The sequence below is a fragment of the Roseomonas alba genome, assembly GCF_019430885.1.
GTDB lineage: Bacteria > Pseudomonadota > Alphaproteobacteria > Acetobacterales > Acetobacteraceae > Neoroseomonas > Neoroseomonas alba.
This window is the reverse complement of sequence record NZ_JAHYBZ010000007.1, coordinates 361,025-376,632: the sequence shown is the minus strand read 5'-3', so window position 1 is coordinate 376,632 and position 15,608 is coordinate 361,025. Positions and strand designations below refer to the sequence as shown.

Annotated in this window: 13 protein-coding genes and 1 pseudogene; 3 read left to right on the top strand and 11 right to left on the bottom strand. The window is 72.3% G+C overall.

Translation table 11 applies throughout. From position 1 onward, the window contains the following. Positions 1-210 precede the first annotated feature (210 nt). The 4 genes from KPL78_RS20970 to KPL78_RS20955 form a co-directional block, all read right to left on the bottom strand. Positions 211-1,500, bottom strand: a complete 1,290-nt coding sequence (locus KPL78_RS20970; protein WP_219764930.1) for an MgtC/SapB family protein — start codon at positions 1,498-1,500, stop codon at positions 211-213. Further along, the gene (locus KPL78_RS20965; protein WP_219764929.1) at positions 1,497-1,964 is read right to left on the bottom strand and encodes a hypothetical protein; all 468 of its coding nucleotides are present in this window, start codon (positions 1,962-1,964) and stop codon (positions 1,497-1,499) included. The genes KPL78_RS20970 and KPL78_RS20965 overlap by 4 nt, the downstream gene beginning before the upstream one ends. Positions 1,965-2,271: 307 nt before the next feature. Further along, entirely contained in the window at positions 2,272-3,000 is a 729-nt protein-coding gene (locus tag KPL78_RS30875; RefSeq protein ID WP_219764928.1) for a Crp/Fnr family transcriptional regulator, read from the bottom strand. A gap of 102 nt (positions 3,001-3,102) precedes the next feature. Continuing rightward, complete coding sequence (locus KPL78_RS20955; RefSeq protein ID WP_211848950.1) at positions 3,103-3,426, bottom strand: DUF465 domain-containing protein; 324 nt, start codon at positions 3,424-3,426, stop codon at positions 3,103-3,105. Positions 3,427-4,071: 645 nt separating this feature from the next. Between KPL78_RS20955 and KPL78_RS20950 the strand changes: the two genes are divergently transcribed. Further along, on the top strand, positions 4,072-4,380 hold the full coding sequence (locus KPL78_RS20950; protein WP_211848951.1) for a hypothetical protein: 309 nt from the start codon (positions 4,072-4,074) through the stop codon (positions 4,378-4,380). Between the two features lie 442 nt (positions 4,381-4,822). Continuing rightward, positions 4,823-6,151: a sodium-dependent transporter gene (locus KPL78_RS20945; protein ID WP_211848952.1), complete on the top strand. Its 1,329-nt coding sequence runs from the start codon at positions 4,823-4,825 to the stop codon at positions 6,149-6,151. Between the two features lie 11 nt (positions 6,152-6,162). Here the strand turns inward: KPL78_RS20945 and KPL78_RS20940 are convergent, their stop codons facing one another. The 3 genes from KPL78_RS20940 to KPL78_RS20930 all read right to left on the bottom strand — a co-directional run bounded on the left by KPL78_RS20940 (position 6,163) and on the right by KPL78_RS20930 (position 9,563). After that, on the bottom strand, positions 6,163-7,839 hold the full coding sequence (locus KPL78_RS20940; protein ID WP_369412805.1) for a cation:proton antiporter: 1,677 nt from the start codon (positions 7,837-7,839) through the stop codon (positions 6,163-6,165). Positions 7,840-7,871: 32 nt separating this feature from the next. Further along, a complete protein-coding gene (locus KPL78_RS20935) occupies positions 7,872-8,771 on the bottom strand; it encodes a universal stress protein (protein ID WP_219764926.1) in 900 nt (299 codons plus the stop codon). 162 nt (positions 8,772-8,933) lie between these two features. Continuing rightward, complete coding sequence (locus tag KPL78_RS20930) at positions 8,934-9,563, bottom strand: exopolysaccharide biosynthesis protein (protein WP_219764925.1); 630 nt, start codon at positions 9,561-9,563, stop codon at positions 8,934-8,936. 92 nt (positions 9,564-9,655) lie between these two features. On the opposite strand from KPL78_RS20930, the gene KPL78_RS20925 reads away from it, so the two are divergent. Continuing rightward, positions 9,656-10,315, top strand: a complete 660-nt coding sequence (locus KPL78_RS20925) for a DUF2459 domain-containing protein (protein ID WP_211848957.1) — start codon at positions 9,656-9,658, stop codon at positions 10,313-10,315. A gap of 77 nt (positions 10,316-10,392) precedes the next feature. On the opposite strand, the pseudogene KPL78_RS20920 reads toward KPL78_RS20925, so the two are convergent. From KPL78_RS20920 to KPL78_RS20905, 4 genes and pseudogenes are all read right to left on the bottom strand, one after another. After that, positions 10,393-11,406 (bottom strand): annotated as a pseudogene (locus KPL78_RS20920) (NAD(P)-dependent alcohol dehydrogenase); the annotation flags it as partial. Between the two features lie 47 nt (positions 11,407-11,453). Beyond that, the gene (locus KPL78_RS20915) at positions 11,454-12,146 is read right to left on the bottom strand and encodes a CBS domain-containing protein (protein ID WP_219764924.1); all 693 of its coding nucleotides are present in this window, start codon (positions 12,144-12,146) and stop codon (positions 11,454-11,456) included. Positions 12,147-12,193: 47 nt separating this feature from the next. After that, on the bottom strand, positions 12,194-12,559 hold the full coding sequence (locus KPL78_RS20910; RefSeq protein WP_255569258.1) for a helix-turn-helix domain-containing protein: 366 nt from the start codon (positions 12,557-12,559) through the stop codon (positions 12,194-12,196). A 52-nt stretch (positions 12,560-12,611) separates the two neighbouring features. Next, positions 12,612-15,290 carry an AMP-binding protein gene (locus KPL78_RS20905; RefSeq protein WP_219764923.1) on the bottom strand — a complete coding sequence of 893 codons (2,679 nt, stop codon included), beginning with the start codon at positions 15,288-15,290 and terminating at the stop codon, positions 12,612-12,614. Positions 15,291-15,608: the final 318 nt, after the last annotated feature.

Below are 15,608 nucleotides of genomic sequence, written 5' to 3'. Positions count from 1 at the left end.
CCTCGCGCGCCATCGCGACGCAGCGGGTCGGCCGCCGGTCGCGACAATCGGAGGTCGAACGGGCCAGCCAGGGTCGGCTTGCGCTTGCGGCGACGCGGATCGTCGTCGCGCAGCGACCGTCGTCACGGCCGGGGCCTCGCGGCGGCATCAGCGGGAGAGCGGACGGTTCCGCGACGCAGCCGCGTACGGCCTCCGGCGGCTGGCGGGTCATCAGGGCAGCGCCGCCGGAACCGGCAGCAGGAACGCCGCCCAGGCCGCCGCCAGGCCAAGAATGAGCCCAGGCACCACCCGGCCGGCAAAGCCGCCGCGCCCGAGCGTCACGGCCAGGACGACCCGGACGCCGGTGTTGGTGCTGATCGCCGCAAGGATCGGCAGCACCGCGTCCTGCGGCGCGATCTGGCCCGCCCCGACCATCAGCGCGACCGAGATTGCCGCCGACTGCGTGTTGACCATGCCGGCCAGCGCGGCGGCCGCGACCATGGCATTCAGCCCAAACTCCTGCTGCACGGCGGTGGACGCCAGCATGATCACGGCCAGGGCCGCCGAAAAGGCCAGCGCCCCGGTCAGGCTGATCGCGCGCGGCTGCACGACCGGGGTGGCGCCCTGGCCTGGCGGTGGGTTCTCAGCGAAGGGCGACGGCGCGCGCAAGGCCGCAACCGCCCAGGGCGCGGCGTAAAGGGCTGCCGCAAGACCTCCAGCCAGCAGTGGCAGCGCCATCGCGTTCAGCGTGGCCAGGCTGGTCGCCGCCAGCGCCATCGACATCGTGACGACCGTCGAGAGCGAGGACAGACATGCCCCCGCGGTCGCCCCCCGGATCGGTGCCGGTGCCGTGCGCGTCCGCCGGGCCATGTCACGGATCGTCGCCGTGCTGGAGACGAAACCCGAGGCGAAACCGGTCAGCGCCAGTCCGTATTGCACCCCGTAGAGCCGCACCGCCACATGGCCGGCTGCGGCGATGACCATGACCATGATCACGACCGACCACATCAGATAGGGGTTCAGCACGCCGTAGGGGCCGAAGGTCCGGTTCGGGAGGATCGGCAGCACCACGAGCGTGGCGGCCGCCAGCAAGAGCCCATCGCGCAATTCCTGCTCGGTCATCACCGACCGCACGAAGCCGCGCAGATAGGCCCGCGATGCCAGAAGCACCGCCACCACGACCCCGGTCCCGGCGGCCACCACGGGATGCGTCACCGACAACCCGCCCAGCAACACGGTCATCACCAGGGCGACCTCGGTGGTCAGGCCGATGTGTTCTGACTTGTCGCGCCAGTAGGCCAGCCCAGCCAGCATCATGACGCTGATGATGACGGTGGCCAGCAGGATGACACCGCCGGCCTGCTGCGCAACGGCGCCCAGAAGCGCCGTGATGGCGAATGTCCGGATCCCGGCCAAAGACTTGACGTCGGGCGACATGCGCTGCTCGCGCTCGGCCCCGATCAGGAGGCCGATCCCCAGCGCTTCGGCGAGATTGAACAGGATCAGCGCCTCCTGGTTCATCGGCTGGCCCGGCAGGCGTTGCCCTCGGGTTTGCGGCCGAAGGCGGGCGAGCGCCCGATTCCGGCGAGGCGGAAATCCTCATGGAAGTCGTCGGCCATGTCCTGGCCGGCGTGGTCGCGGGGAAGCGCGAGCCCGCGAGCGACACCCTCGGCGAAGCCGCCGACGCGGCGGCGCACGTCATGGCGGATCGGTTCGAGAGTCTCGAAGCGGGTGGCGCGTGGCGCGGCGTGGACGCCGACGCGCTCGGCCGGGCGGTGACCGACGGCGATGAACACCGCGACCTGCCGGCCGCTGGTGATCGCGGTGGTCGGGCCGGTGCCCCGGAGGGAGTCGACCGTCGCCGGCATGGTCGGGCGGTCGTGGCTCCGCGGCCCGCGTGGCCCGCCGCGCTGCGACGGGGCGGGCAGATCGTGCGCGCGCACAAGGCGCGGCACCCCCGGCCGCGCCGTCTCTCTCGTCGCCATGTCCGTCCCTCCGGCCGAAACTGTCCGCCCACGCGACGATAGACCGCCCCGCCTGATCCGCCGAGGGACGACGGGCACGGCGCGCCGTCCGCGGCTCCGAGTAGCCGTGCAGCATCGCACATAGGCTTTCTGCGCATGGCCATGAACCGCCTCGTGCCTGGCCGCCTCGCCCGATGGCTCTCACGCTGCCACCGGACTACATCGCCGGCGTACCGCTTCTAGAGGGGCAGGTCACCTGAATGTCCGTTGATATCGCTCACCATCTTCCGGACGATTTCCCACCGGTCGGACATTCATTCACAAACTCTCACGCCAAGCGCTTCGCGGCTTCCATCGCTGCCTCGACGTCGGCCCGAATCGCCGCCTCATCCAGCAGGACAATGGCGCGCGGCCCGACCCGGAGGCGGCCGAGACGGACGAGGTCCGCCAATTCACGCGACACCGCCTCGCGTCGCGCCCCGATCCGCGACGCGAGTTCGGGCCGGGCCGGCGGCGGCGAGATTGCAAGACCTCCTCCTGCCTCCGGCGGGCGAGGCCGCGCAAGACGAAGCAACTCGGCGCAGAGTCGCTGCCGCGTCGGCAGCACGGCGTATTCGAGTAGGCGTCGGTTCTGGCTCCGCACCCGCTCCGCCAGCAGCGCGATCAGCCGCCGCCCGAGCGGTGGCGAAGCCAGGATCAGTTCCACGAAGGCGTCGCCCGGCATCACCGCAATCACCGCGCGATGGAGGGCGTGAATGCCAGCCGAGGGGGAAACGGCGGGGCCCGCGAAGGCTGCCAGCTCGCCCACGAAGGCGCCCGGGCCCACCTCGGCCACGATCTTCTCCCGCCCCCCGCTCGATCGCATGAGGACCCGCAGCGGCCCGCCACGCAGGACCACGCGCACCTCGGTGGAGGGGCAGTCGAAGTCGAGCACTAGCTCGCCGGCAGCGACTCGCACGACCCGCGACGCAGCCTCCGCACGGGCGAGCGTCGCGGCGTCCGCATCCCTGAAGAAGGCAAGTCGCCCGAGGCCCGGCGCGAGGCGTTCCTTGTCCACCGCGTTCCTTAACCGGCTGCGGCGGGTAGTGTTCCGTGCGATGGCCTTTCGCGCAACCGGGAAGTGTTGGTTTCGATGGCGGCGAGGACGGGAGGCGGTCCCTCAGATGCCGCGCTCCAGGGCGGCGATGCGGTCGCGCACGGCCAGGCGCTCGCGCTTAAGAGCGCCGAGTGCGGCGGCGTCGGGCCGCGGTCTCGCCGCCGCCTCCGCGATCCGGCGCTCCAGCGCCGAATGGTGAAGCCAGAGCCGCGACAGGAGCCAAGTGAGAGAGGCCAAGTCTTCAGGCAGCTTATCGCTGGATTGCAGCGCGCTTCGCTCAAACGAGAGCCGCGTGGGGAACAGCCGGTATCCCTCCCGCAAGGCCTGGTGGCGACACGTGACGGCGGTCGGCGTGGAAGCGATCGGGGGGCGGGCGTCGGCGGTCATGGTCGGCGTCTCCGTCTCTGGCGCCCGTTGGTCGGACGCGCAAGGTGAAGGTCCGACATCACGCCGCCCCAGCGTTCGGATCGGCGTCAGAGGCACCCGGACCTAACACGGTGTACATCCGGACTGCTGGTGCGTGGTTCAATCCGGCTCCGGCCGAGACCGTGCGGAACCGCACGCGGCGGGCGTGCCCGCGCTTGCCTGGCGGTTCAGGCACGGCGATGTATGCCGCAAGACGGTACCCGGGTTCCTCTGGCGCGATATGCAGCGTCATGTCGGACCGTCGCGCCCGCACATGGAGCCCGGTTTCAACATGGACTGCTGCGACTCGATCCTGGTCGGCAACTGGACCCGGCAAGCCTGCCTGGACGCGGCGCGCCTTCATGGCAAGCGTCATTGGCCTGCCGGTCGTCGACCTCGGGGCGCTGCACGCCCGGAGCGGAATGCGCGAGAGCCTCAGCCTGTCGGCCGGCTGCATCGTTCTCGGACTGACCTTGGGCGACCGCGTGCGCTCCATTTTCGCGGTGCTTCTGCTCAGGACGGGCGCGCCGATGCGGGTCTTCGCGGGCAACGAACACGACGTCGGCAGGTTCCGCGCGTCGGGCGTGCCGACCACACCGGCCAAACCAACAATCTGGAGAAGATGCGATGATTCGGGACTTCTTTCTTTGGCTGCTGATGAGCCTGGTAGTCGAGCCGATGCAGGCGGAATGGAGCACGCGGCTGCAGGCGGCAGGCGCATCGCCATCGGTCGTCGCCGACGTGACGCGCTGCACCTCGGAGGCGGGTCCGGCACTCGCCGCGCGCGCGGCCGATGACCCATGGTGGGGGATCACCACCGCCGCGGGCGTGCTGATCGGCTTCCGCGATGGCGTCGTGATCGTCGCGGAGGCGACTCCGGGGTGCGCCGCGGCGGTGCAGGCGGCTGGACCGTTCCTGGCTGGCCTCCGCTCCTGAGCGGGCGATCAGGGCATCAGCGCGGGTTGAATCACCAGCTGGCACTTCCACCGATGGAGGCGGGAAGCCATCGGCGCCGCGAGCCTGTCCGCGGCGCCGACCTAGTAGTGTGGCCCGCCCCGCAGGGGCGTGTCGCTCCCAAGCGGGACGCGGCGACAGGATTGAGGCGCAGGAGGATCCCGCGGTGTGGCACCCCGTTGCCGCCGGGCTCCGCCTCGGTCATGGTGCCAGCCTGCGGTGCCGCTGGTCGTGCAGGCGGCTTCGTCATCGCCGACCTTCGTGGTATGGCTCCCCGCTCCGGCACGCGGGTCCTGATGCCACGGGAATGTGACCGCCGTGATGGACTTCGCCATCCTCAAGCCGAAGGCCGTCGGCCGGACACCATGCCGCCGGCCGGTCCGTTTCCCGGACGGATGGGATACCCGGAGGCGGTGCGCGCCCGATGCGTGAGCAATGGGGCAGCCAGACGGGCTTCATCCTCGCCGCCATCGGCTCGGCGGTTGGGCTCGGAAACATCTGGCGCTTCGCCTATGTCGCCGGCGAGAACGGCGGTGGCGCGTTCCTGCTGGTCTATCTGGTCATCGTCCTGACGCTCGGCCTGCCTCTGGTCGTCGCGGAGATCGCCATCGGGAAGCGCAGCAGGGTTGACGGCGTCACTGCCTTCGAGCGCCTCGCGCCTGCCTCGCCTTGGCGCCGGGTCGGGTGGCTCGGCGTGGCGGGCTCGGCGCTGATCCTGGCGTATTACTCCGTAATCGCCGGCTGGGCGCTGCGCTACTTCTCCGCCGCCGCGTCCGGGACGCTGTGGGACCGCCCGCCGGGCGGCTTCGCGGCCTCCTTCCGCGCCTTCATCGCCCATCCGCTCGAACCGCTCGGCTGGCATTTGGGCATGATGGCGATCAGCATGGCCATCGTCGTCGCCGGCGTCGCCCGCGGCATCGAACGCAGTTGCCTGTGGCTGATGCCGATGCTGGCCTTCATCGTCCTGCTGCTGGCCGGCTTCGCGCTGACCCTGCCGGGCTCCTCCGGCGGCGTCGCCTTCCTCTTCATGCCCCAGTGGTCGGCGGTGTTCGACCCGCGCGTGGTCCTGGCGGCAATGGGGCAGGCTTTCTTCTCGATCGGCCTCGGCATGGCGGTCTACATCACCTACGGCGGCTACATGAAGCCCGAGCAGCGCATCGTCGGCTCGGCCGCGGTGATCGTCGCCGGCGACACCTGCTTCGCCATTGTCGCCGGCCTGGCGATCTTCCCGGCGGTCTTCGCGATGGGTGGCAACCCGGCTGCCGGGGCGGAGCTCGCCTTCATCACCCTGCCCGACATCTTCCTCGCCATGCCGGGCGGCAAGATGTTGGCCAACGCCTTCTTCCTCCTGCTCAGTGCGGCGGCGCTGACCTCGATGATCTCGCTGCTCGAGGTTCCGGTCGCTGCCCTCATGCAGCGTGCCGGCCTGCGGCGCCGCACGGCCGTCCTCGCTGTCGGCGGCGCGGCCCTGCTGGGCGGCGTGGCGCCGGCCCTCGGATACGGACCGCTCGCCTGGCTCAACGTGACCGGCGCGCCGCTGCTCGAGGAGGTGGACCACGTGGTCTCCAACCTGGTCCTGCCGCTGGCCGGCCTCGGTCTCGCCCTGTTCTTCGGCTGGGTGCTGCCGGCCGGCACCGCCCGCGACCTAGCGGGAATGCGCGGCCTGGCCTGGGCGCTCCTGCTGTGGGCGATCCGCTGGCTCGCACCGGTGTTCATCATCGGCCTGATGCTGTTCCGGCTGCTCGCCGGCTGAACGGAACCCGCTCAGCCCTCGGGCTTCACCGCGACGAGCTCGGCGGCGCGCTCGGCGGCGTCGTGGAAGGGCAGCAGCACCAGGTCCGCGCCGCGCCCCAGCAGCTCGTTGCGTTCGGACCGCCCATGGGCGGTGACCGCGATCCTGCCGCCGAACCGCTCTCCGCGCAGCGCAGCGATCAGCGCCAGGCGATGGTCCTCGTGGGTCAGCCCGCCAGCATGGCTCGGGATGGCGGAGATCGCCCAGCGCGCACGCCCGAGCGGCAGCGTGGCGACGAGTTTGGGATCCGTCGCGTCGCCATAGACCGCCTCGAAGCCGCGGCGGCGCCAGGCGCGCACCGCCTCGGGGTCGAAATCAACCCCCAGAACCGCCAGGCCGCGCGCGCGCAGGCGCTCGGCGATCGCCCGGCCGAAACGGCCGAGCCCGAAGATCACCACATCGGGCGCGGCCGCCGCCTCGGCCGCCATGCCGCCCGTCTCGGCCGCCTCGCGCCAGGGGTGATCGCGCTCGAAGTTCCGCAGCGGCCGGTCGAACCAGGCGGCGAGCCGATGCGAATGCGTGATCATGTAGGTCGACAGCGCGATGGTGATCAGGCCGATCAGCGTCACCAGGCCGAGTGCCGGTTCCGCCACATGCCCCAGCGCGACGCCCATCGCCATCAGGATCAGCGAGAATTCGCTGATCTGCGCCACCGTCAGCCCGGCAAGGAAGCCGGTTCTCCGCCGGTAGCCCATCGCCCCCATGATGGCGACCACGATCAGCGGATTGCCCACCAGCACGAACACCGAGAGCACCGCCGCAGCGCCCAGCTGCTCGCCCATCGCGCCAAGGTCGAGCCGCGCGCCGAGCGCGATGAAGAAGAACAGCAGCAGGAAGTCGCGCAACGCCGACAGCCGCGCGGCGATCGCCTCGCGGAACTGGGTGGAGGCCAGCGCGACGCCGGCGAGCAGGCCGCCGATCTCCTTGCCGATCCCGAGGGCGTCGCCGACCGCCGCCAGCAGCGCCGCCCAGCCGATGGCGAAGCCGGCCAGCAGCTCGGGCGCGTGGGCCAGCCGGGCGGTCAGCGGCTCGGCGGCGAAGCGGATCACCAGCCCGACGAAGACCAGCATCGCCACGCCGCCCGCCGCGACCCGCAGCAGGCCGCCCAGCGCCGCCTCCCCCACGCCGGCGGCCAGGGCCGAGACCACCACCATGGCGATCACCACGACGATGTCCTGCACGATCAGGAAGCCGAGCGCGATGCGCCCGTGCAGGCTGTCGATCTCGCGCTTGTCCGACAGCAGCTTGACGATGATGATGGTGCTCGAGAAGGTCAGCGCCACCGCGACATAGATGCTGGTCACGGTGTCGAGCCCGAGCAGCAGGCACAGGCCGAAGCCGACCACCGCGGTGAAGGTCACCTGGCCGAGCCCGGTGGCGAGCGCCACGGCGCCGAGGCTGCGGATCAGGCCGATATCGAGCTTGAGCCCGACCAGGAACAGCAGCACGGCGATGCCGAGCTCGGCCAGCAGGTCGATGTGCTCGTCCGAGCGCGCCACGCCGAGCACCGCGGGTCCCGCGATGATGCCAGCGCCGATCAGCCCGACGATCAGCGGCTGGCGCAGGAACAGCGCGGCCAGTCCGGCCGCGGCGCCGAGCGCCAGCAGGGCGGCGACCTCGTAGAACACCGAGGCCGCGATCAGTTCCACCAAGACTCAGGCCCCCGCGCCGGATCGCGTTCTCATCGCGGCGTCTCGGGCGGCACGGCGAGCGCGTCGCAGCGCACGGCGGCCAGCACCTCGGCGGCGACGCTGCCCAGGACCGCGCGGCGCAGGAGGCTGGCGCCGGCGGTGCCGATGACCAGAAGGTCGGGGCGCGAATGCTCCACCGCCTGTTTGACGACCGTTGCCGCCCGCCCCGCCACGACGCGCTGCTCGGGCCGGTAGGGCAGGCCGAGCGCCGCGACGAAACCCGCCAGTGCGGCGGCGGCCTCGCGTGCCGAATCGGCCTCGTGCGCCGCCACCGCGGCCGCCGGTACGTCGGCCAGTGCCAACGCCCCAAGGCCGGGCGGCTCGAAGACGTGCAGCAGCGTCAGCCGTGCCTGGTCGAGCAATCCGAGTCGTACTGCGGCACGCAGCGCGCGCGCCGCATGCTCGGAAAGGTCGGTGGCGGCGAGCACGTGGCGGTAGGGGCCCGCCGGCGCCCGGTTCACCATCAGTACCGGGCGGCAGCCGTGGCGCATGACCCGCTCGACCGTGGTGCCGGCGAAGATGTCGCGCAGCGGCCGGCGCCGGTGCTCGCCGAGCACGATGAGCTCGGCCTCCCACGTTTCGGCGGCGCGCAGGATCGCCTCAAAGGGATCGCCTTCCTCGATCAGCGGGAGAACGGGATGCGCCGACGCCTGTCCGAGCGCAGCCACCTGCTCGCGGAGGATCGGCGATGCCTCGCGACGCTCGGCCTCGACGACGTGGCGCGGCTGGTCATCGTCCACCGCGTGCAGCACGAGCAACTCGGCGCCCGCCGCAGCGGCGACGAGCGCGGCGCGGCGCAGCGCGCGGTCCGCGCGCGATGAGAGATCGGTGCCGGCGACGATCCGCCGGAGAGCGGTCCCTGGATCGACATTGCCAACAGAATCCGACATCTGCCTATGCCTTCAATTGCCGCGACGCTGTTCTGCCAGGCGCCGGTGCGGCCGCCGCATTGCCGGCTGCTGCGCCCGCGCGGCGGCGGCGGCGTGCCGTCCGCCGGGCATGCCGGCGACACCTTCGCGCAATGCCGCCTGCTCCGCCATCGGCGTCCCCGGTCACCACCAGCCGAGCGCCACGACCGCGAGATGCAGCGCATAGAGCGCTCCCGCACTGATGGCGACCACCCATGCCAGCGCCAGCAGGCCAAGGCAGAGGCCGACGAGCACCGCCGCGCCGTCGCGCGCCAGCAGGCCGAGACCGAGCAGGATCAGCGCGATGCCCGGGGGCGGATTGCCGAACGGCACCGGCAGGATGAGAGAGAAGCCGAGCAGGACGATACTCAGCCCAAGCAGCGGCCGCGCGGCCGCGCCGGTGAGCCAGCGCAGCCGTCCCGGCCGCAGCCATCGTTCGATCTGCTCCACCCGCGGCAGCGCGCGCCGGAACACGGCGGCGAGGACGGCGCGGGGCAGGCCGATGCGCAGCAGCGCGCCCGGCAGCCTGAGCCGCCTCGCACCCAGGCCGAACTCCACGCCGATCATCATCAGGAGCGTTCCCGTCACCGGGCCGGTGGGCAGGAACGGCACCGGCAGCACCGAGGGCAGCGCCAGCAGCACCACCGCCAGCGGCACGCCCGCCGGGCCCAGGCCGTGGAGCACCATGCCGATGGTCGTCGCCTGCCCGGTCCCGATCCGGTCCGCGACACGCCGCAGCGCCGTTGACGCGGGGCGATCGGGTGTCGCGCTCATCGGCACAACGAGCGGCGAGCCGCGCCGGGCCCGCGCGGTGCGTGGCGGCGGGACGTTGGCGAACGCCGTGCGGCTCCCGATCTGGGGAGGGCATGCCGCTGCGACGCGCCCTTCCCGCCCTGCTCGTCGGCGCCTGTGCCGCGCGGCTCACGCCGTCGGCGGGGCCGCCGCTGCAGCCAGGCCCTGCGCTGATCGTCATCGCCGAATCCTGGCACACGGAGATCTGCCTGCCGGCTCACGCGCTGGCCTCCACGGCGCTCGCGCCGGTCCGGGCCGGCGCCCCGTCGGCGGCGGCCTTCAGCTTCGGCTTCGCGCTGGAGAGCTGGATGCGCGCCGACCGGCCCGGCCTGACCGAGGCGTTCGAGGCGCTGACCGGCGGCGTCGCGGTGGTCTCGATCCGGGCGCTTCATGACGCCGTGCCGCCCGGGGCGGAGGAGGCGATCGCGCTCCGGCTCCCGGCGGGCGGCATCGGCGCCATTGCCGCCTTCGTCGCCGGCCAGATGCGCGTGCCGGTGCCGCCTTCCCTGCCGCCCGGCGCCGGGTTGCGGCTGGTGCCCTCGGTCATCGCCTACTCACTGCACTTCACGTGCAATACATGGGTGACGCGCGCCCTGGCGGAAGCCGGGCTGCCGGTCCCGTTCGCAGGGATCGTCCTGCGCGGCCAAGCCATGGCCGCGGTACGGGCGGAGGCCGTGCGCCAGGCCGGCGCGCCGGGACGGGCGGAGCCGGGCGCGCCGGAGCGGCAGCCCTGACAAGGCCCGACGGGCCCCGTGCCGCATTCAGGCGTGATCGCCACCTTCATCACGCCGTCCCGCTGGTGGCTGAACAGGTCATAGGCCTCGACGATCCGATCGAGCGGGAAGCGGTGCGTGACCAGCGGCTTGAGGTCGAGCCGCCCGTTCGCGATCACATCCATCAGCCGCCGCATCCGTTCCTTGCCGCCGGGGCAAAGCGTGGTGACGATGGTGTGGTCGCCGAGCCCGGCGGCGAAGGCATCGCGCGGGATCGTCAGGTCGGTCGAATAGACGCCGAGCGAGGACAGCGTGCCGCCCGGCCGCAGCACGCGCAACGCGCCCTCGAAGGTGGATTGCGCGCCGAGCGCCTCGATCGCCACATCGACGCCGCGGCCGTCCGTCAGGCGCATGATCTCGCGCACCGGATCGGCCTTGGAGAAGTCCACCACATGGTCGGCGCCGAGGCGGCGCGCGATGGCGAGCCGCTCCGGCACGCGGTCCACGGCGATGATGGTGGTGGCCCCCATCAGCTTCGCGCCGGCGGTGGCGCACAGCCCGATCGGCGCCTGGGCGAAGACCGCGACCGCGTCGCCGATCTGCACCTTGCCGCTCTCGGCCCCCGAGAAGCCGGTGGACATGATGTCGGGGCACATCAGCACCTGCTCGTCGGTCAGCTCGTCGGGCACCGGGGCGAGGTTCGCCATGGCGTCCGGCACCAGCACGTATTCGGCCTGGCAGCCGTCAATGGTGTTGCCGAAGCGCCAGCCGCCCATCGGCCGCCAGCCGTGCTTCGTGCCGGCGCCGTCCTGGCTGCACCTGCCGCACAGGCAGGCATTGGACCAGCCGGAGGGGGTGATGGCGCCGGCGATGGCGCGCTGGCCCTCGCGGTAGCCCCGCACGGCGGACCCCAGGCGCTCGATGACGCCGACCGCCTCATGGCCGATCGTCAGTCCCTCGGCGACGGGATACTCGCCCTTCATGATGTGGACGTCGGTGCCGCAGATCGTCGTGGTGGTGACGCGCAGCAGCGCGTCGAGCGGCCCGACCTCGGGGACCGGCTTCTCGCGCAGCTCGATCCGGCCGGGCTCGACGAAGACCGTGGCCTTCATGGTCCTGGGCATCGCAATGTCCTCCGCGAGATGCAGTTCGCGGGCGCTCAGCGCGCCCCGAGCAGGAAGGGCGGCGGCGCGGCGAAATCGGTCTCCACGCGCTTGACGCCGGGCACGCCCTCGGCCAGCACCCGCAGAGCGCGGCGGATGTCCTCCGACCTGCAGAAGCCGTGCAGCCGCACGGCGCCGTCCGCGACGTCGAAGAACATGAGCTGCCGGTCGAACCAGGGCTGCTCGCGCAGCGCGGCGGACAGGGCGCGCCGGATCTCGGCGTCCGACCGGGCGACGGCCGTTCCGGCCTCTCCGATGATGAGGGCGCGCAGCAGGTCGGCGCGCGAGACGACGCCCACCAGGACGCCGTCGCGCAGCACCGGCACGCGACGGACCCCGCGCGATGCCATGATGTGTGCGATCCGTTCGGCCGTCTCGTCCTCGTCCACGCTCGCGATGTCCGTGGTCATGGCGTCCTGCACGGTGCGGCCGCGGACCCGGGCGAAGCGCGCGGCCTCCTTCTCCGCTGCGCTGAACAGGCTGGCGAACCAGCCGGATTTCGGCGCGGCCGCATCGGAGAGGCGGCGTATCAGGTCGCCCTCGGTGATGATGCCGACCAGCAACCCGTCCTCCCGCACCACCGGCGCGCCCGAGACGCCGCGCTCGGCCATCGCGCGCGCGGCGGCCTCCAGGCCCATCTCCGGCAGGAAGGTCAGCAGACCGGTCGACATCAGGTCACGCGCGAGCATCTCGATTCTCCATTCTGCGACCCCCGCCTTTTGGAGGTCGGCATGCGTCAGTGGTTGCGCCGGGCGTCCTGGGGCTCGGACGCGTCGGCCGGCAGATCCGGCGCCGCCTCGCCCTGGGACCCAGGCATCGCGGTCGTTCCATCGGCGGCAGCGCCCGGGAATCCGGCGGCGCTTCGGGTCTCATGCGTCCCGAGAAACGCCTCGAGGTCGTGGGGGATGACGCGCCACTCGCGTCCCAGAGCGATGGCCCTGAGGTCCCTCTGCTTGATCCAGTGGCGGACGGTGGCCTCCGAAACCTGGACCAACTCGGCGACCTCCTTCACCGTCAGGAACCGCCGCGTCAACATCACGCCCCTCCCGTCCCGACGCTCGTCAGGCCCGGCAGGGTTCCCACGAGCGTCGCCGGCCGTCATTGACCTGCGTCAACCCCTGCTGGGCGCAACCGGGCGCATCCCCGCGCCCGCGTCACTGGGCAGCCTGCGCGCGGATCGCCGCCGCGATCCGCGCCCGGATCGCATTCACGATCCGCTGCGCCTCGGCCTCGCCCGTGCCTTCCGCGGCCAGGTCCGCCGGCATGCAGGGAGACAGGAACTCCACCGAGAGGCGGCGGAACCGCGGCAGCCGGCGTGATCGCGGCCACGCCTCGAAGGTCCCGCGCAGCACCACCGGCACCACCGGGATGTCGTTGCGGTGCGCGAGGAGCACGCCGATGCCGGCCTTGAACGGCTGCAATTGCCCGTCGGCGGACCGGATGCCCTCGGGGAACCAGGCGAGCCCATGGCCGCGCCGCAGCGCCGCACTGCCGAAGGCGACGCTGGCCGCGGTGGCGCGCCCGCCGTCCACGGGCAGGATGCCGGCGATGCGGGCGAAGGCGCGGCGCAGCGGTCCGGTGGCGATCAGTTCGCTCCAGCCGGCCCAGTAGATCCGCTCGAGCCGCGCCGCGTCCAGCGCGGCGGCGATCGCGAAGGGGTCGAGGTAGCTCGCGTGGTTGGGCGCGAGCACGAAGGGGCCCGTGGCGGGAAGCGCCTCGGCGCCGCGCACGCTCAGCCCGAACAGCCGGCGGACCACCAGGCGGTTCGCCGCCGCGAGCACGCGGCCGGCGATCCGCCGGCCGCTGCCGCGCGGTTCCAGCCAGCGAAGCCCGCCCTCGCCCAGCACGCGCTCCGGCTCCTCGAGCGGCAGCCGCGCATCGGCCCCGGCATCGCCGCCCTCGGCCACCCGAACCAGCAGGTCGCGTACGGTGCGGATCTCGCCGATCGTCGCATCCGACAGCGTGACCCCGGCCCGGTCGGCGATCTCGAGGGACAGGTCGAGCCAGCCGATCGAATCGATCCCGAGATCGAGCTGCAGGTCGCTGTCGGGTCCGATGCGGCGATCCGCGAAGCGCGCGCCGAGCATCCGGAACACCGCCAGCGCCGTGTCGTGCTCGAGCAGCGCGCGGTCGTCGGCCGACAGCGTCTCGACCGGCACGGGGCCGGTCTCGCGGCGGGCCGCCTCGCGCCCGTCCTGCCCGGCCCGCGCATAGGCCTGCGCGATGAGCTGGCGGCGCGGCTTGCCCAGCCGGGTGCGGGCGATGGGCTCGACGGTCAGGCGGTATTCGGCGAGGCGCTGATAGGATGGCAGGCTGTGCGAGACCTCGCGCACGGCCTCGCGGATCGCCGCCTCGCCCTCGTCCTCCGCCCGCGCGGCGCGCGCTGGCACGATCAGGCCGGCGAGGCGGCCGTCGTGCTGGAGAACCGCGATCTCCTCGATCGCCGGATGCGCCTGATACGCCTCCTCGATCTCCTCGGGCTGCAGGTTCTTGCCGCCTTCGGTGACGATCACCGTCGAGCGCCGCCCGGTGAGATGCAGCCAGCCCGCGTCGTCGAGCCGGCCGAGATCGCCGGTGCGGAACCAGCCATCCGCGGTGAAGGCCTCCGCCGTCTTCTCCGGCAGCGCATGATAACCGGCGAACACGCCCGGGCCGCGGACCAGGACCTCGCCCTCGGCGTTGCCCTCCGCCGCGCCCTCGATCCGCAACTCGGTCTCCGGGATCACGCCGCCGACGGTCTCGAAGCGCATCGCGCCCGGCGGGTGGATGGTGAGCATGGGCGAGGTCTCGGTGAGCCCGTAGCCGCTCGCGACCTCCCAGCCGAGCGCCTCCATGGTCCAGGCGGTCTCGGACCTGAGCGCGGCGCCGCCGGAGACGACGACGCGCAGCGATGGGCCGAGCCGGCGGTGCAGCGGCGCGAACAGCATGCGGCCGATCCGCCAGCCGAAACGGCGGCGGACGAGGCGCGACAGCCCGAGCGCGCCACGAAACAGCGCCTGCGCGACAGGCCCGCCATGTCGCATCCGCTCGGCCACGGCGCTGGTCAGGGCATCGAACAGCCGCGGCACGCCGATCATCACCGTCGGCCGGCCCGATTGCAGCGCGGCGACCACCTGCGGGCCGGTGAAGCCCGCCGGAAGCACCACCGCGATGCCGGCGGCGAGCGGCGTGAGCACGCCGAGCACCAGCGGATAGACATGGTGCATCGGCAGCGGCAGCAGGACACGATCCTCGGCCGACACGATGCCCGTGCCGGCGAGCACGCGGAGCTGGTAGATCAGGTTCCCGTGCGTCAGCGGCACGCCCTTGGGCGGCCCGGTTGTTCCCGACGTGTAGAACAGCACCGCGCGATCCTCGGGACCGACGCGCGCGAAGGTGGCGTCCCGGCTTTCCTCTGCCGTTTCGTCCTGGGCCAGCGGCAGCGCGCGCACGCCCTGCTGGTCGAGCGGCCGGCGCAGCCTCAGTGCCGAGGATGGCGCGATCAGCGCGACGCGCGCTCCGCTGTCGCGCAGCACGTGGCGGAAACTGTCGGCGCCGAGCGTCGCGTCCACCGGGACTACGCATGCACCGCAATGCAGGATGGCGAGGCAGGTCAGGATCCAGTCAGCGCCGCCCGGCCCGCAGAGGATGACGGGATCTCCCGGGCCGACACCCGCATGCGCGAGACGGCGCGCCTGGCGCGCCACCTCGGCGGCGAGATCGCTGTAGCTGATCACCCGCGTCCGATTCACCTCGAAGGAGACGATCGCGTCGCGTGACCCGGCCTGCGCGAGGTCATGCACCGCGGTCTGGAGTGTCGGGGGCAACGCGCGCGGTTTGTCGTCGGTTGTCATGCCGTCCCAATACTCCTCGCGGTGTCGCCGCGCAGCGCCACCGCACATTGCCGCGTGCGAAAACGCACGCGGTCGCCGACAAGGGCATCGGCTCCGCAGCCTCCCTCAAGATCAGGAGACGCCGCGTGAGCACCGCGCTCCTCACGTCTGAACGCTCGTCAGACTGCGACGTGTATCCGCAGGCGCGACTGGCCGGCATTGATGTACATCATTGCTCAATCAGCGCCGTTGAGTGCATCTGAGCGCCGCGGGCCGAGCCGGCGCAGCGGGCCCGGGCCGATGGCGTGACCAGGCGCGGAAGGACAAACGGAGAGCGAA